This window comes from Streptomyces canus (genome assembly GCF_001514145.1).
Taxonomy (GTDB): domain Bacteria; phylum Actinomycetota; class Actinomycetes; order Streptomycetales; family Streptomycetaceae; genus Streptomyces; species Streptomyces canus.
Map to the genome: position 1 here is coordinate 688,690 of NZ_KQ948656.1, position 16,164 is coordinate 704,853.

14 protein-coding genes are annotated in these 16,164 nt (G+C 69.0%); 8 read left to right on the forward strand and 6 right to left on the reverse strand.

Annotated elements, in window-relative coordinates:
* Positions 1 to 23: 23 nt before the first annotated feature.
* A complete protein-coding gene (locus AQJ46_RS03030; protein ID WP_059204057.1) occupies positions 24 to 1,598 on the forward strand; it encodes a Na+/H+ antiporter in 1,575 nt (524 codons plus the stop codon).
* Between the two features lie 27 nt (positions 1,599 to 1,625).
* Here the strand turns inward: AQJ46_RS03030 and AQJ46_RS03035 are convergent, their stop codons facing one another.
* From AQJ46_RS03035 to AQJ46_RS03050, 4 genes are all read right to left on the reverse strand, one after another.
* A complete protein-coding gene (locus AQJ46_RS03035) occupies positions 1,626 to 3,194 on the reverse strand; it encodes a hypothetical protein (protein WP_159063985.1) in 1,569 nt (522 codons plus the stop codon).
* Positions 3,195 to 3,654: 460 nt separating this feature from the next.
* A complete protein-coding gene (locus AQJ46_RS03040) occupies positions 3,655 to 3,981 on the reverse strand; it encodes a DUF1048 domain-containing protein (protein WP_059204059.1) in 327 nt (108 codons plus the stop codon).
* A gap of 1 nt (position 3,982) precedes the next feature.
* Positions 3,983 to 4,339, reverse strand: coding sequence for a DUF1048 domain-containing protein (locus AQJ46_RS03045; protein WP_059204060.1), 357 nt, complete (start codon positions 4,337 to 4,339; stop codon positions 3,983 to 3,985).
* Entirely contained in the window at positions 4,336 to 4,662 is a 327-nt protein-coding gene (locus AQJ46_RS03050) for a PadR family transcriptional regulator (RefSeq protein WP_059204061.1), read from the reverse strand. The genes AQJ46_RS03045 and AQJ46_RS03050 overlap by 4 nt, the downstream gene beginning before the upstream one ends.
* A 379-nt stretch (positions 4,663 to 5,041) precedes the next feature.
* Between AQJ46_RS03050 and AQJ46_RS03055 the strand changes: the two genes are divergently transcribed.
* From AQJ46_RS03055 to AQJ46_RS55325, 4 genes are all read left to right on the forward strand, one after another.
* Positions 5,042 to 6,997: an APC family permease gene (locus AQJ46_RS03055; protein WP_059204062.1), complete on the forward strand. Its 1,956-nt coding sequence runs from the start codon at positions 5,042 to 5,044 to the stop codon at positions 6,995 to 6,997.
* Positions 6,998 to 7,112: 115 nt separating this feature from the next.
* Entirely contained in the window at positions 7,113 to 7,631 is a 519-nt protein-coding gene (locus AQJ46_RS03060; protein ID WP_059204063.1) for a hypothetical protein, read from the forward strand.
* Positions 7,632 to 7,692: 61 nt separating this feature from the next.
* Entirely contained in the window at positions 7,693 to 8,253 is a 561-nt protein-coding gene (locus AQJ46_RS03065) for a GbsR/MarR family transcriptional regulator (RefSeq protein ID WP_107117189.1), read from the forward strand.
* Positions 8,250 to 8,594 (forward strand): hypothetical protein, encoded by a 345-nt coding sequence (locus AQJ46_RS55325; protein WP_208616863.1) that lies wholly within the window; start codon positions 8,250 to 8,252, stop codon positions 8,592 to 8,594. Before AQJ46_RS03065 ends, AQJ46_RS55325 begins: the two co-directional genes overlap by 4 nt.
* A 40-nt stretch (positions 8,595 to 8,634) precedes the next feature.
* On the opposite strand, the gene AQJ46_RS03075 is transcribed toward AQJ46_RS55325, so the two are convergent.
* On the reverse strand, positions 8,635 to 8,874 hold the full coding sequence (locus tag AQJ46_RS03075) for a hypothetical protein (protein WP_404828359.1): 240 nt from the start codon (positions 8,872 to 8,874) through the stop codon (positions 8,635 to 8,637).
* Between the two features lie 437 nt (positions 8,875 to 9,311).
* Between AQJ46_RS03075 and AQJ46_RS03080 the strand changes: the two genes are divergently transcribed.
* From AQJ46_RS03080 to AQJ46_RS03090, 3 genes are all read left to right on the forward strand, one after another.
* Complete coding sequence (locus tag AQJ46_RS03080) at positions 9,312 to 9,755, forward strand: DUF485 domain-containing protein (protein ID WP_059204065.1); 444 nt, start codon at positions 9,312 to 9,314, stop codon at positions 9,753 to 9,755.
* Positions 9,752 to 11,380, forward strand: a complete 1,629-nt coding sequence (locus AQJ46_RS03085) for a sodium/solute symporter (protein ID WP_059204066.1) — start codon at positions 9,752 to 9,754, stop codon at positions 11,378 to 11,380. Before AQJ46_RS03080 ends, AQJ46_RS03085 begins: the two co-directional genes overlap by 4 nt.
* A gap of 107 nt (positions 11,381 to 11,487) precedes the next feature.
* Complete coding sequence (locus tag AQJ46_RS03090) at positions 11,488 to 11,988, forward strand: pyridoxamine 5'-phosphate oxidase family protein (RefSeq protein ID WP_059204067.1); 501 nt, start codon at positions 11,488 to 11,490, stop codon at positions 11,986 to 11,988.
* An 86-nt stretch (positions 11,989 to 12,074) separates the two neighbouring features.
* Here the strand turns inward: AQJ46_RS03090 and AQJ46_RS03095 are convergent, their stop codons facing one another.
* A complete protein-coding gene (locus tag AQJ46_RS03095; protein ID WP_404828370.1) occupies positions 12,075 to 16,148 on the reverse strand; it encodes a beta-galactosidase in 4,074 nt (1,357 codons plus the stop codon).
* Between the last annotated feature and the right edge of the window lie 16 nt (positions 16,149 to 16,164).

Consider the following 16,164-nt stretch of genomic DNA (forward strand, 5'->3'; position numbering starts at 1 on the left):
CTTCGTAGTCCCAGGGGGACGGCATGCGCGGCGTCGGCACGGTTCTGGCACTGGTCATCCTGGCCACCGTCGTGGCGACTTTCGCCCGCCGGTGGCGCATTCCCGCGCCCTCCCTGCTCGTCGTCGCGGGCCTGACTGTCGCGCTGCTGCCGGGCACTCCGCAGATAGAGATCAGCCCAGAGATCATCGGCCTCGTCGTACTGCCACCACTGCTGTACGCCAGTGCGGAGGAATTGTCCTGGCGTGAGTTGCGCGCGGTGTGGCGGCCGGTCGGGATTCTCGCGATCGGACTGGTGCTGGCCTCGGCGGCGGCCGTCGGCTGGGTCGCCTCGCTGGTAACTCCCCTGTCGTGGCAGATGGCGTTCGTGCTCGGCGCGATCCTGGCCAGCACCGACCCGGTCGCGGTCACTGCCCTGGGCCGACGGCTCGCGCTGCCGCCGAAGGTCCAGATGCTGGTGCAGGCGGAGAGCCTGTTCAACGACGCGACCTCGCTCGTCCTGTACCGCGTCGCGGTGAGCGTCGCCGTGGCCACCGCGGCGGTCGGCTGGGGCTCGGCAGGCAGTGAGTTCGTGGTGCTCGCGGGCGGCGGCACGCTTGTCGGCGCCGCGGTCGCCGGGGTGGTCGCGCTGATCCGACGGCGCACCGAGGACCCGGTGCTGGAGACGGTGATCGCCCTGGTCACGCCGTACGCCGCCTATGTCCTCGCGGAAGCGGCACACACCTCCGGGGTCACGTCCGTGGTGGTCGCGGGCGTGGTCCTCGGCGGCCGCGGCGACCGGCTGACCAACGCCCGCATCCGGCTCCAACTGCACGCCGTCTACGGCACCGTGGTGTTCCTCTTGGAGAGCGTGGTGTTCTCGCTGATCGGCCTGGCCCTGCCCGCACAGGTGCAGGCACTGGACGACGGCGACCGGGCCTGGCCGCTGTATGCCCTCGCGGTGGCGGGCACGCTGATCGCGGTACGGCTGCTGTGGCTGGCGCCCCTGTCGGCCGTGGTGCAGCGCAGGGGCGGCATTCAGCGGATGAACTGGCGGGTGCCGCTCGTCCTGACCTGGGCGGGCACCCGGGGAGTAGTCCCCCTGGCCGCCGCCCTGTCCATCCCCGAGACCACGAAAGCGGGTGCGGCACTGGCAGACCGTCCCCTGGTTCTCGTCCTGACCACCTCGGTCGTGGTCGTCACCCTCGTCGTGCAGGGCTTCACCCTCGCCCCGGTCGTGCGCCGCTCCGGTATCGCCCTGGAGCCCGACCACACCGAGCGCGAGGAAGCATCCGCCCGCTGTCACCTCGCCGATGCCGGCATCCGCCGACTCGACGAGCTCTCGGACCTCGAAGCCGTACCGGACGTCGTCGTCGAACGCCTCCACCGAGGGCTCACCGCCCGCCTCGACGACGCCCGCGACCGCCTCGCCGACGACAGCACGACCGCGGCTCCGGCCGGGTCCGCCGACCTCGTCTACCGCCGGCTGCGCCGCGCTCTGATCGCCGTGGAAGCCATGGAACTGCAACGCCTCTACGACGAGCACGCCATCAGCGACACAACGCGGAGAAGGCTCCAGCGCTCCCTCGACCTGGAGGAGGCCCGGCTGGCGGACGGCTGAGCAGTGCTCGGCGAGGGGCCACGGGGGTCAGCGGAATTCGGCCAGCCGTGGCCGCAGCCCGAGCGCGGTCAGCAGCATCGCGGCGAGCAACAGACCGCACGCCCATGGCAGCAGACCGCTCACAGCGGACCGGCCTGCACGCACGGACGCCGCGAAGTGAGCCTGGTTGATGTCCGTCACCTTGTCCAGCGCGGTCATCCAGGCCCCGAAGTGCGCGTTGGACGTGCCGGGCTCCCAGCCCATGCAGAACTCCACGGCCTCCTGTTCCTTCCCGGCCGCCACCAGCGCCCGGATCTTCCGGTCGTCACGCTGGTACACGGCGTACGTCTCCACCGTCTTCTCGGCTGCCGCCCGCTCCCCAGGGAAGGTGATGTTGTCCAGCTCGCGGCGGAACTCCCCGGTGAAGCGCAGGTCCTGGTGGTCGGACTCATACGCCTTCCAGGTGGTGGCGAGCCCGACGTCGTACGTGGTGAGGGTCACGCCCTGGATGCCGTACAGCTTCTGCGACTTGGTCAGGAAAGCGTCCGCGTACTCGGCACGCCGCTCGGGGTCGAGGAGGTAGCGACTCTCGTCGGCGTTGGCGTCGTACGCGACGGCCCGGGCACGGGACAGCGCGACGACGGAGTCGAAGGCGTCGCGGCGGGCACCCCGCAGCTGACCGGAGGTGGAGGTCAGCATCTGCGCGCCGAGGATCACCGCGAGCAGGGCGCAGACGGTGGCGGTCAGGACAGCGGGGTTGAGGATCCGCCGGAAGCGGCGGGCCAGGTACCACTGCAGGATGCCGAGCGCGGTGAGCAGCAGGACCCCGAGTGCGACAACCGCGATGAGCCGACCGGAGAGCGTCGAGCGGGCGGCGACGTACCGGGACTCGAAGGAGCCGTCGTTGGACGAAACCAACATGCGCGAGGCGGGCAGGAGTCTGCTCTGCAGGAGGTCCGTCGCCCGGCGGTATTCATCGACCGCGGAAGCCTCGCCGCCGCTGCGGTCGTCGCTCTCCAGCGCGCGGCCGATGAGTTCCTGGTACTCGGCGAAGTCGTCGGTGAGGGACTCGACCGTCTTCTCGTCGGCCCGGTTCCCCTGCGCCGCGACGGCCAGTGTCCGCAGGTCATGACCGATCCCGCGCCGCGCGTCGCCGTAGAAGCCGACTGCCTTGTCGTACGGCGTCTTCAGGCGCCCTTTCCCCGCGTCCCCGTTGGACAGCAGGATGTTGGCGGCCTGCGCGTCCATGTCGTTGAGGGCGAGGTTGAGGTCGGCTGCGCTGGTGGTGCGGGGTGCGTCACGGTCGGCCACGCCGTCCCAGGTGCCGTTCGCGGCGAGCCCGGCGACGAGTAGCAGCAGGGCCAGGGCGGCGGTGAGTACAGCCGTGGCCGTGCGCAGGAGACGCAGCCGCGCGGGCACCGTGGCCCAGAAGCGGCGGCGCAGCACGGCCCGCGCGGCCAGGGCCTGCTGTCTCGGGCGCGGCCCCGGACCGGGATCGCCCGTCCGCGCTCCACCTCGTGGCCGTGGTCCGGGGCCGCCCGGCGGCACGGCCACCTTTCGCGGTGGTTGTGCGCCACCCTCCTGAGGTGTCCGCGCTGTGCCGGCCGTGATCGTCACGGTCCCTCCAAGGTCCCGCCACGGACGGTCACCCGTCCTCCGTCGCCGATCAGTCTGCGATCGGATCCGGCCACCGGCGGCCGGCCTTGATACATCCCTGACGGTTCCTCAGGCTTGTTTGACGGGACGTTGACGGCACTCATGGGAGAGCCGTGTGAGTGCCACATTCCTTGCCGGACCGGTCAGTTACGACGTCCACCACGACCGGTGCTCCACGTGCTGCAAACACAGCGCGAGAGCCACTACGAGCTGGACCTCAGCCGTAGATCCGCGGGGCGGGAATGTGTCCGCTGCATGGCATGTCCCAAGACATGAGCAGGATGCTTACGAGACCCGGTTGAAGAGCCGTGCCGGCGAACTCGACGCCTGTAAGCGCCATCGGCCGACGCCTGTTCGCGCTGCCCTGAGGTGAACGCACCGCGCGTGCGGGCTCCGCCCGCCGGCATGGGGGCGGCGGGTGTCACTTCTCGGCCGTGCCGCGTTCCCCGCTGATGGATTGCTGGTAGACCTCCGCAAAGGTGGGAGAGTCCTTGACCAGGTCGTCGCAGAACGCGGCGACGTCGTTGCCGGTGAGTTCCAAGACCCCTTTGCCCGCGGCGACGCCCTCCTCGAAGAAGTCGACGATCCCGGGGAGCAGGGGTCCGTCAGGCAGGTCGACCGGTCCGACCTTGAACAGGTACCTCTGCATCTCCTTGTAGACGATCCGGTAGTCCTGCGGGAGCGCCTTGACCCGGGCCATGTGTGCCCGCCACTGCTTCTTGCCCTCGATGATGTCCTGGATGCTCACGTCAGCCTCCCAGCCTGCTGAGCTTCTTTGCGACGTTCCTGTTCAACTGCTCACGCCACCGGTCGCGATAGGTTCGAGCCCCCTCCCCACCCGCCAGCGCGGTGCAGAAGCCCGGGATGTCGTCGCCGAGCACCTCCTGGAGGCTCTGTCCGTCCGCCGCCGCCACCTCGAGCAGCCCCAGGGCGGCGTCGAGGATCGGCATCAGGTTGCGGCCGGTGAAGCCCCCATAGGGGAAGAGGTGGGCGATGATCTGCCCCCACGCCGCCTGGTAGTCGTCCGGCAGGGCCTCGGCGCGGGCTTCGAACGCCTTCCATTCCCTGGTGAGATCGCTGCCTGTGATGGTCTCCCAGAAGTTCATCTCCCGCTCTCCTTGAGCCTGTTGATGCGTGACGAGACGTACTGCCATTTCGCCCAGAACTTCGCGAGTTCCTCACACCCGGCCTCGTTGAGCGCGTAGAACTTGCGCGGCGGACCGACGCCGGACGGCCGCTTCGCCACCTGGACGAGTTTGTTCCTCTCCAGTCGCAGCAAGATCGTGTATACCGTCCCCTCGACGACGTCGACGAAGCCGAGCTCGTTCAGCTGACGAGTGATGGCGTACCCGTAGGTCTCCTCGCGTCCGATGATCTCGAGCACGCACCCTTCGAGCGTGCCCTTCAGCATCTCCGTCAGATCGTCCATCGCGATTCCTCCCCAGCCCCGGGTACTGCGTGCCACCGAGTACCGCTATACGGTATCACCGAGTAGTGGAGAAGGTCACAGCCCGGCCGTGGTCGGCCGAGGCTCGTACGTCATCACAAGAGCCGGCGTACGAGATGACGCTGGGTGCCCGCCACCGATCCCCTGACCGCCGCCCCATACGGCCCAACCCGTTCCCATGCGCCCGAAATATCCACACCTTGATGTGCCACAGACGCTTCAGCGGTCGGCCTTAACGCAAGCTTGACGCCGTCGCATGGCCCATCCGTGGGCCCCTGCATCACGCTCTGCATACGCTGGTGCCGCCGTCCGCGTGATGGCCGGAACCCGACGCCGAGCCGCACATCAGGAGAGCAAGCCGATGGCCACCACCGAACACCCGCCGCCGAGCCGTCTGCGGACGTGGATGCTCGAGGGCCTGTCCGACATGGGCAAGCAGGGCGGCCACACGGGACCGCACGCCCAGCCAGAGCCCCCGCACAAGGGCCAGCGCTGGTGGCGCGTGATGTGTCTGACCGGCGTGGACTACTTCTCCACCCTCGGCTACCAGCCGGGCATCGCGGCCCTGGCGGCCGGTCTCCTGTCGCCGGTCGCGACCATCGTCCTCGTCATAGTCACCCTGGCCGGCGCCCTGCCGGTCTACCGACGCGTCGCCGAGGAGAGCCCGCACGGCGAGGGCTCGATCGCGATGCTGGAACGGCTGCTGACCTTCTGGAAGGGCAAACTGTTCGTCCTGACCCTGCTGGGCTTCGCCGCCACCGACTTCCTGATCACCATCACGCTCTCGGCGGCGGACGCCTCGACCCACCTGGTCGAGAACCCGCACCTGACCAGCACCCTGCACGACAAGCAGATGCTGATCACCTTGATCCTGGTCGCCCTGCTCGGCGCGGTGTTCCTCAAGGGCTTCCTGGAGGCCATCGGCGTCGCGGTCGCCCTGGTGGCCGTCTACCTCGCGCTGAATGTCGTGGTGGTCATCGTCGGCGTGTGGCACGTCGCCACCGCCGGCCACGTGATCACGGACTGGTCCAGCGCGCTGACCGCCGAGCACGGCAACGTCTTCGCCATGGTCGGCGTGGCCCTTCTGGTCTTCCCCAAACTCGCGCTCGGCCTGTCCGGCTTCGAGACCGGCGTCGCGGTCATGCCGCACGTGCAGGGCGACGACGGCGACACTGAGGAGGACCCCAGGGGCCGTATCCGCGACACGAAGAAACTGCTGACGGCCGCCGCGCTCATCATGAGCGTCTTCCTGATCGCCACCAGCTTCATCACGACACTGCTGATTCCGGAGAAGGAGTTCGAGTCCGGCGGCCAGGCCAACGGACGCGCCCTCGCCTTCCTCGCCCATGAATACCTGGGCGGCGCCTTCGGCACGGTCTACGACGTCTCGACGATCGCGATCCTGTGGTTCGCGGGCGCCTCGGCGATGGCCGGCCTGCTGAACCTGATGCCCCGCTACCTGCCCCGCTACGGCATGGCCCCGCACTGGGCACGGGCCGTCCGCCCGATGGTCATCGTGTTCACCCTCGTCGGCTTCCTCGTCACGTGGATCTTCGACGCGGACGTGGACGCGCAGGGCGGCGCGTACGCCACCGGCGTCCTGGTCCTGATGTCCTCGGCGGCAATCGCCGTCACCATCGCCGCCCGCCGCGCCCAGCAGCGGGGCTGGACCATCGGCTTCGCCGTCGTCTCGGCGGTCCTGCTCTACGTCACCGTCGCGAATGTCGTCGAACGCCCCGACGGCGTCAAGATCGGCGCCTGCTTCATCGCAGGCATCATCCTCATCTCCCTGCTCTCCCGTCTGGCCCGTGCCTTCGAGCTCCGCGTCACCAGCGTCACGCTGGACGACATGGCGGAACGATTCGTCCGGGACATGGCGAGCCGCAAGATGCGCTTCATCGCCAACGAGCCGGACCAGCGCGACAAGGCCGAGTACCGCGACAAGATCGAGCAGATCCGGGCCGACAACGACATGCCGGAGCAGGAGGACTTCGTCTTCGTCGAGGTGACGGTGACCGACCCCTCCGAGTTCGAGGCGAGTCTGACCGTACGCGGCGAGGTCCTCCACAACCGCTACCGCGTGCTGACTCTGGAGTCCTCCTCCGTCCCCAACGCCCTCGCCGCCCTGCTCCTGCACGTCCGGGATGCGACGAACTGCACCCCGCACATGTACTTCGAGTGGACCGAGGGCAATCCCTTCGCCAACTTCCTGCGCTTCTTCCTCTTCGGCCAGGGCGAGGTCGCACCGGTCACTCGTGAGGTCCTGCGCGAGGCGGAACCGGACCGCGCCCGGCGTCCCCGCGTCCACACCGGCTGAATCACCGGCTGGCTACGACGTCGGCGTCAGGAGCCCGTCAGGATTCGCCCGTACGGCGTCAGGACCCCGTCAGGGACCGCCGCCCGGATCCGCACAGCCGCCTAACGTCAGCGCTATGACACGGATGGACCGGCGGGTCCTGGCCGGTGACCGCCACTGGCGGGGCAGCGCCCGACTGGCGGCGATCTGCGCCCTGGTGTTCTGTGCCCTCTCCCTTCTCGTGGACTGGGACGCCGGCACCCTGACGCTCCTGCGAACTCTGCTGTGGCTGACCTTGTCCGTCACCGTCCTCGCCGTCCTGCTCCCGCCCCAGGTGACGGCGGGCCCCGGGTGGCTGGAGGCACGCACGCCTTGGCGCAGGCACATCGTGCGTACGGACGCGCTGGTGACCGTACGGCAGTACGGCGGCGTGTCCGCGCGCCTGGTCCTGCGCGACACCCACGGCGGACGCCTGGACCTCGACCCCCGCGTCCTCGCCGCCAACCCGCTGATCTGGCACGAACTCGACACCGGCGTCCACCGCTCCGTCGACCGCGGCACGCTCCTCCAGGGCACGGACGTCCTGGGACAGCTCGGTCACCGGATCGACGACGAGACCGCGCGAGCGGTTCTGAGAGCGTCCGGACTCTCCTGATCAGAAGACTGGGATGACACAAATAATTGTCATCTCAGCCGAAAATGCTACCTTGGCAGGCGTGCCGAACGACGCCCACCTTCTCTTCGCCGACCACGTCGGCCGCTTCTACGCCCGCCAGTACGGCTTCCCGCCCATGGCCGGACGCCTGCTGGGCTTCCTCTTCGTGTGCGATCCCGCGCAGCAGTCCATCGACGAACTGAGCGAAGCCCTGTTGGCGAGTCGCAGCGCCATCACCGGGGCAGTGAAACTGCTGGAGAACTACGGGATGGCCCGGCGCACCCGCACCGCTGGTGAGCGCAGGGACCGGGTGAGACTGAACCCGGACAGCCGGCAGCCGCAGAACTTCGACGCCGCTCTCCACCAGGAACACGCCACGCTGTTCCGGGAGGGCCTGGCCCTCCTCGCCGACGCCCCGCCGGAGCGCCGAGCACCGCTGGAGGAGATGGTCGCGCTGGCCGAGTTCCTCGCCGAACGCCTGCCCCGGCTGGTCGACGAGTGGCAGGCACACCGAGACGCGTTGCGCACCTCGGGAAGACTCCTTACCCCAGGTGATCAACCAGCCCAGAGCCCCGAACCGACCGGTCCGGAACCGGCACCACGGAAGAGGCGCCCGTCATGACGGAACCCGACCTGTCAGCCCTGCGGGAACGCGCCGCACATGGTGACACCGACGCAGCCGACGAACTGACCGAACTCGCCACCGAACGCGGCGACCTGAACGAACTGCGCCGCCTCGCCGACGCGGGCAGCTCCACAGCGACCGACGAACTCATCCAACTCGCCGCGGAACAAGGCAACCTCGAAGAGCTGCGACGCCTGTCGGACAGCGGCAGCGCGACAGCCACCGACCAGTTGATCGAACTCGCCACCGAGCAGGACGACATGGACGAGCTACAACGCCTCGCCGACCGGGGCAACATCACCGCGGCCGAGCAACTCGAGGAACTCACCGCCGAGTGATCACTACGGAGGGGGCTCGAAGACGTATGCCGGGCGGCTCTCAGAAGAGGGGCCAGTTGCGCAGGGCGGCGTCACCCAGCTCCTGGAGTTCGTCACGGCCGACACCGCTCGCGGCCTGGACGGCAATGCCGTAGGCGAAGGTGGTGACGTAGCGGGCCGGCGGCCCCGGATCGGTCTGCGGGGGCAGATCGCCGTCGTCGACGGCTCGCTGGAACCGCTTCCGGATGCAGGAGCAGCCGTCGGCGCGCCAGGCGACGAGAAAGTCACGGACTTCCGTCACGCCCGGACCGACCGACACCCCCGCTCTGTCTGGCCTCACCCCCGACCCGGAACGGTTCCAGCAAGGCCCGCGCGCTGCGGTGGCCAGCGGGCCCTGCGCCTCGGGACGCCACCGGGGCACGTTCAGGCAGCGCGATAGTCGGCAGGCATATGCCAGCAGTACCACCCCCTCGTTGGACGGCACTCCACTGCGGCATTCGACGTACCGGTCATCACCCTGTCGACAGGGACTGACGTACGACGTACGGGTGAGCGAATTCGAAGCAAAAGGGAACACAGGAGACACTCCCGCCACACCCTCACCACAGACACCAACCGCGCCCTGCTCGGCTTCGGAGCTCCCGGCAGAAAGTTCAACGGAACACCCGTGCTCCGCCCGGACACCCGCATAACGTGCCGTGACCCGAACCGCGCCCCCACCGTGCCAGGAGCTTTGGGATGTCCTACGACCGCTCGGAATTATCCCTGTCGCACCCGCACGACGGACGGGTCCCCTCCCCCACCGCTCTCCGGCCGCCGTCCCCCGCGTCGGCCGGAGAGCGCCCGGGAAGCGGGACCCGTCAGCGTTCGTGGTCCAGCTACCACCGCGCCCTGCGCGTCCTGCGCCGCGCCTGCCGGTGGCAGCGACGCGTGGCCACCCTCGCCGCCCTCGGTTATTTCGCCGTCTTCCTCACCCTCACCGTCAAGGCCCCCGCCCTCATGGCTCGCCCGGCCCCCGGCGGGCTCCCCACCGGCCTGCTGCTCGCCGTCGTACAGATCCCCGTCACCTGGCTCGCCGTCCTGCTGTTCGAGTACTCGGCACGGCGATTCGTCGATCCCCTGGCCCGCAGGGTCAGCCGCTACGCGCCACCCGCCGACGGCGACGGACGGGCACAGGCATGACCGACCTCGGCGGCTCCGCGCAGTCCTGGTCCCTGGTCGCGTTCTGCAGCGTCGTCACCCTCACGCTCCTGCTGTGCATCCTGACCGGCCCCGACCGCGACGACCTGGAGGAGTTCTACACCGGCTATCGAACGCTGTCCCCGCTGCGCAACGGCCTGGCGGTCGCCGGCGACTACATCTCCGCCGCGACCGTGCTCACCATCGGCGGGGTCATCGCCCTGTGCGGCTACGACGGAGTCGTCCTGGCCCTGAGCACGCTGCTGTCCCTGCTCCTGCTGATGTTCCTGCTCGCCGAACCCCTGCACCACACCGGCCGTTTCACCATGGGTGACGCACTGAGCCGACGTGTCCCCGGGCGGGCCGTGCGCATCACCGCGTGTGTGGTGACCCTGGTGTCGCTGATCCCGATGATGATCGTGCAACTGGCGGGCGTGGGACAGCTGCTGGCGTTCATCCTGGGCTTCTCCGACCGTGCCATGCAGACCGGCTGCATCGCCGGCGCCGGCATCCTGATGATCAGTTACGCCGCCCTGGGCGGGATGAGGGGGACCGCGCTGATCCAGATCATCAAGACGGTGATGCTCCTCGGATCCGGTCTCGTGGTCGCCGTACTCATCCTCGCTACCTTCGGCTGGTACCCGGGCACGCTGGTCGACACCGCCGCGCAGCGCAGCGGGGCCGGCCAGGCGTTCCTTCAGTACGGCCTGCAGTTCGCGGACGGGCCGTACCCCGCAGTGGACATGGTGAGCACGCAGGTCGCCATCGTGCTCGGCGGCGCCTGTCTGCCGCACGTCACGATGCGGATGTACACCGCGGGCAACGCCCGCCAGGTACGCCGCACGATGTCCTGGGCGGTGTCCTCGGTCGCCCTGTTCATGCTGGTGATCACCGTCATCGGCCTCGGCGCCACGGCACTGGTCGGCCGCGAGCGGATCACGGCCGCCGACCCGCACGGCAGCACCGCCTACCTGCTGGGCGCCCGTGCCGTGTTCGGCCCCGACGTCTCCCGCGCCGAGAGCCTGGTGTTCAGCACCGTCACCACGGCGATCTTCCTGACCCTTCTGGCGTCCGTCGCCGGGATGACGCTCGCCTGCGCCAACTCCCTGGCGCACGACGTCGCCGCCTCCCGGCACAGGGGGATGCCGGCCCTGCGGGAGATGACCCTGGCGAGGGCCGGCGCGCTGATCGTGGGCGTACCGGTGGTGCTGCTGGCTGCCCTGGCGCAGCACCGCAGCCTTCAACCGCTGGCCACCCTGTCCTTCTGCATGGGCGCCTCCGCCCTCGCGCCCGCGCTGGTCTACTCGCTGTTCTGGCGACGCTTCACCAAGTCCGGGCTGCTCAGCACGCTGATCGGCGGTTCGGTGGCCGTCCTCGCACTGATGCCGGGCACCCGGCTCGTCTCCGGCTCCCCGGCATCAGCGTTCCCGGAGGCCGACCTGAACTGGTTTCCCTTCACCACCACCGCCCTGGTCTCCGTACCGGTGGGCTTCGCCTGCGGCTGGCTGGCCACCATCCTGAGCGGACGGCGCAGCGCCCGTCGTGCACGCGAACGGTACGCCTGCATCGAGCAAGTGCTCCTCGCCGGGCCTCCTCAGCGCCGCCCGAGCTGGAGCGACAACCACTAGAACTCCCGTGTTTCCGGGTGTCGAGAATGTGGCGCCGACTCCGTCCCAGGTATGACCGACCCCAACGATTCGTCGGCCGGACCGAGAAGGACAACGGAGGAACAACCGTGGACACGAACGAGATCACCGAGGTTCTGAACCGACCGATCAGTCAGGAGCTGTTGGCTCGCGACGTGACCCGCCTGGCGTACGTCGCCAAGGACGGCACACCCCGCAACGTCCCGGTCGCGTTCGTCTGGAACGGCTCGGAGATCGTCATGTGCACCTCGAAGAACGCCCCGAAGCTCCCGGCCCTGCGCGAGAACCCGGCGGTCGCCCTGACGATCGACACCGAGGTGCACCCGCCCAAGATCCTCCTCATCCGGGGTCGGGCCGAGCTGGACTTCGTCGACGGCATCCCGGAGGAGTATCTCCAGCCGACCACCACCTACGAGATGACCCCCGAGCAACGGGTCGAGTGGGAGGCGGAGGTGCGTTCGCTCTACTACGACGGCATGGTCCGCATCGTCGTCACACCGACCTGGGCAAAGCTGATCGACTTCGAGACGACCCTGCCGAGCGCGGTCGAGGAACTGGTCCGGCAGCGGGAGGAGCGTCAGCGCGCCTGAGCACCGTCACGGTGACGCGCCTCTGCTGTCCGTGCCTCGCGAGGCACGGACAGCAGAATCCGGGACCCACTATTTCTGTACGGCCGTCAGCCGCACGTCAGTGTCGGTACCGCCCAGTCGCCGTGGTCGTTGCCGTTGCCGTCGCCGCCGTCGCCGACCTTGAGGTCGACCACCTGGGCGCCGCTGACGTCGACGTCGATGGGGACGGCGGCCTGGCGGCCGCGGATCGTCGGGGTGGTCAGCAGCGTCTTGCCGTCGGCGATCACGGAGAACGTCACCGTTCCCGCACCACCCGTCTCGTCGTCGACGCCCACTTGCGCCGTCAACCGCGAGCAGTTTCCGGCGAGGTAGAGCTGGACGTCGCTGAGCGCATTGGTGCCGAGGCCCTTGGCGTACCCCACTCCGCCGATACTGATCGCACGGCCGTCCCCGGCCGCCTGCTCGCCGACGCTGCTGTCACGCTCCACCGGACCCCATCCGTTGGTGGAAGACAGGAACGGCAGGTCGCTCACAGCGCTCGTCCCGGCCGGCGGCGCCGGTGGTATCCCGCCGATGATGCGCTCGTCTTCACCAGTGGCCTGCCGTCCGTTCTGCAGGTAGTGCACGGTGGTGGTCAGGGCGGACGCGGAGGGCAGTTCCCCTGTCGGTGGCTGGACCTTCCATGCGAAGGTCGCCGATCCGCCCGGCGGCAGGAGCTTGAGGGACACGGGGCTCGTGGCGCTCACGCTCCAGCCGTCGGGTGCGGAGAGCGAGGCCGTCGGCCTGGACGCGGGCGGTGCGCCCTTGGGCACCCGCACGGTCGTCCGGGCCGTGAAGGCCTCTCCCGGCTGAGCCGTGTCGGGCACGTCCAGGGCGACCTCCACTCCCGGACGCTTCGGCATCGCGTACTTCCGGGCGTCGTAACGCGGGCTGTCGTTCTGCGCGACGCGAAGGGACGAGGCGTAGCTGCCGTAGTCGGTGAGCGAGACCTTGCCGAGGCCCCCCGTGCTGCCGTCCAGGTTCCACACGGCGATGGCGATGCTGTTGCGGCCGTTCGGGTTCAGGATTCCGTTGGGGACCGGGAACGTGTGCTGCGGGCCGAGGTAGTTGACGTAGTTGCCGACCTGCCAGCCGTTCACGAAGAGCGTGGCACGGTACTTGCGGGACGGGTCGTCGGTGAACGTCAGGCCGAGTGAGGTGTCCTGGCCGTGGGGCAGGTCCAGAGTGGCATCGGTGCGGTACCAGGACACCCCGGGGTGGGTGTCGGTCGTCGGCAGGGTGACCCGGTTCCACTTGCCGTCCGGGTAACCCGGGAGGGACCATCCCGCCCGCTCGCCGTACAGGCCGCCCGTCGAGAGCGGGCCGCGCACCGTGTCCTGCAGGTCCTCGCCACCGCGTACGCCCTGGAGGCGCCAGGTGACGGAGGTCAGCGGGGCTCCGACCAGGGAAGCGCTGGTGAGGCCGCGCGCGGTCTTGTTGCCGTTGGTCGAGTTGTAGTCCTCCTCGTGCCCCATGTTCACGGTGAGCACGGAGAGGACGTTGTCGCCCTTGGACTTGACCGAACCGGCCGGGAAGGTGAAGTCGGCGCTGCCTGTGGTCGAGCTGCCCAGGAAGGTGCCGTTGAGCCAGGCGGAGAACGCCTGTGCGCCTCCGCCGGAGTCCGAGACCAGGTGGATGCCGGTCTCCTTGCCGGTGGTGCGGAAGCGGCCGCGGTACCAGGTGTTGCCGGTGTGGAAGCCGTAGTCGTCCGCGTAGAGCACCGGCAGCTTGTTGATGCCGGAGACGCTGTTGGTGGTCGTCCTGTCGGCCACCTGCCAGCTGGTGTCGTCGAAGCCGGGGGCCGCTTCGGGGGACTCCTCGGCGTGCTTCCAGTTCGTCAGGGCCGGCAGGTGTATCGCGGCGGCCGTCGCGATCGTGCCGGTGAGGCTCCGGGTGTCGGTGGCCCGGGTGTCCACCGGCCGGCCGTTCCAGGTGACGCGGGCCGCGGAGGTGAAAACCTCGATGTTCTTGTCGTCGGCGTTGTCGCCGGTGAGCGCCACCGTACGGCCGCCGTTCAGGCTGGTCGCCGTCCGCAGCAGGTGCGTGCCGCGCACCAGGACCGGGCCGGTCGCGGTGTCCTGACGCCAGAACGTCTTCGCGGTGGCCTTGTCACCCACGAGCAGCAGCAGCGGGCGCTGTCCGGCGCCGCTGACGCTGATCCGGATCAGGCCCTTGTGGGTGTAGTTCAGCCGCAGGTCACCGGTGGCCGGATCCCAGGTGCTCGTGACGGTGCCGCCGCTGGTGGTCACGGTGGGCTTGGAGGAGTAGCGCAGGACGGTTTCGCCGTCGCTGTCCTGGTCGCCGTAGAGCACGGCGAGGTCCCGGTCGCCGATGGTCGCGCCGGTCATGATCTCCGAGGTCGAGTACTGCAACTGCGCGTCCCCGAGGCGGTAGTTCGCCACGATCACGTGGGAGTCGCGTCCGTCGAGCGTGATCGCGGTGCCCGGCTGCTGGGGGACGACCGGATAGGTCGGCTGCGCGGCGGCGTCACCTGTGGGCACGTCAATGGCGTCGATGGCCACGTAGTTGTCGGTGGACCCCGCGCTGTGGGTCCCGGAGACGACGATCTTCAGCGTGTGCGCCCCGGCCGCCAGGCCGGTCTTCTGGAAGATCACGGCCTGGTTCTCGCCGCCGGAGTCGTCGACCGTCGCCACCTTGGTGCCGTCCAGGTAGACGTCGGCGTTGCCGTGGTTGTTCGTCTTGGAGCCGATCCAGCGGATCGCGGTGCCGTCGAAGGGGACGGTGACCGAGTCACCGGCCTTGTTGGAGAACGACTCGGTCTTCTTGTAGTCGCCTCCGGTGTAGCTCTGGTTGGCCACGTGCGACCACGAACCGGCGTACTGGAGCGCGGAGTCCGGGTCGTCCCAGGTGTAGGTGGTGTCCGTGGCCGGCTGGGCGTTGAAGTCCAGCGAGATGTGGGTCCTGTCGACCGCCGTGGACGTGGAGTTGCCGTGCCGCAGCACATGGAACTGCGTCTTGGTGTCCGGGTTCATCCGGGCGGTGTCGACGACCGCGGAGTCGTCCGGTGGCGTGGTCCTGATCGCGTCGGTCTTGGTCAGCGGGGCCACCGACTGCGTGAAGTACCCGATCAGTTTGTCCTCGTCGTACTTCGGATCGAGCTGTCGGGTCTCGCGGATCGCGGCTCCGTAGTCGTACGACGTGTAGTTCTGCGGCATGCTCAGCCAGCCCCAGTTGGTGCCGCCGTAGGTCATGTAGAAGCTCTGCGCCGTCGCACCGACCGCGATGTTCTGCTTGTAGAACACGTTGGCGAACTGATCGTTGATGAGCTCGGCGCACTTGTCGTAACCCGGACCGCCCCAGGGGTCGAAGGCGCCGCCCTGGAACTCCGGGGAGTAGAGCGGCTTGCCGGCGGGGTGGTCGTAGCTGATGTCGGGGACACCGTTCCACTTCGAGGGGTTCGAGCAGTCGAAACCCTGCGGATAGGAGTCCGGGCCGTCCACGTCCAGAGCACCGGCACCGGAGTTGAAGGTGCCGTTGTTGTTGCCGGTCAGCGGCACGGTGATGCCGTCGGCGCGGGCCTTGTCCTCGAGGTGCTGCATGTAGGAGCGGGCGGAGGCGGAGCCGTTGTAGTACTCGTTCTCGACCTGGTAGGCGATGACCGACCCGGTGCCGTTGGTGAGTTGATGCCGGGCGATGATTTTGTCGATCTGCGTCAGCCACTCGTCCGCGTACGTGAGGAACCGCGGGTCGTCGCTGCGGTTGTTCTCGGCCTTGGTGGTCAGCCAGCCGGGCAGGCCGCCGCTGTCGACCTCCGCGTTGATGTACGGCGCGGGGCGCGCGATCACGTAGAGCCCGGCTTCCTCGGCCATGTCGAGGAGCTTGTCGACGTCACGTACTCCGGTGAAGTCGTACACGCCCGGCTTGGGCGAGTGGTATCCCCAGTCGAAGTACAGGGAGGTGGAGTTGAAGCCGGCGGCCTTCATCTTCTGGAAGATGTCCCGCCACAGGTCCGGGCTCGGAAGCCGGAAGTAGTGGAACTCGCCGGACCAGAGGTAGGTCCGCTTGCCGTCGACAAGGAACGAGTAGCCGTCGAGAGTCACCGTGTGCGCCTGCGCGTTGGCTGCAGGTGGGGCGGTGGATGTCGGCGCGTCCGCCTCCCGCGCCGTGGCGGGCGCGGCCATGCCCACGGCCAGGGCG

What these genes read in the sequence shown, in the direction of transcription:
- AQJ46_RS03060 (WP_059204063.1), top strand. Translation starts at nt 7,113, where the DNA reads ATGACACGGATGGACCGGCGGGTCCTGGCCGGTGACCGCCACTGGCGG.
- AQJ46_RS03080 (WP_059204065.1), top strand. Translation starts at nt 9,312, where the DNA reads ATGTCCTACGACCGCTCGGAATTATCCCTGTCGCACCCGCACGACGGA.
- AQJ46_RS03050 (WP_059204061.1), bottom strand. Translation starts at nt 4,662, where the DNA reads ATGGACGATCTGACGGAGATGCTGAAGGGCACGCTCGAAGGGTGCGTG.
- AQJ46_RS03030 (WP_059204057.1), top strand. Translation starts at nt 24, where the DNA reads ATGCGCGGCGTCGGCACGGTTCTGGCACTGGTCATCCTGGCCACCGTC.
- AQJ46_RS03085 (WP_059204066.1), top strand. Translation starts at nt 9,752, where the DNA reads ATGACCGACCTCGGCGGCTCCGCGCAGTCCTGGTCCCTGGTCGCGTTC.
- AQJ46_RS55325 (WP_208616863.1), top strand. Translation starts at nt 8,250, where the DNA reads ATGACGGAACCCGACCTGTCAGCCCTGCGGGAACGCGCCGCACATGGT.
- AQJ46_RS03055 (WP_059204062.1), top strand. Translation starts at nt 5,042, where the DNA reads ATGGCCACCACCGAACACCCGCCGCCGAGCCGTCTGCGGACGTGGATG.
- AQJ46_RS03045 (WP_059204060.1), bottom strand. Translation starts at nt 4,339, where the DNA reads ATGAACTTCTGGGAGACCATCACAGGCAGCGATCTCACCAGGGAATGG.
- AQJ46_RS03095 (WP_404828370.1), bottom strand. Translation starts at nt 16,148, where the DNA reads ATGGCCGCGCCCGCCACGGCGCGGGAGGCGGACGCGCCGACATCCACC.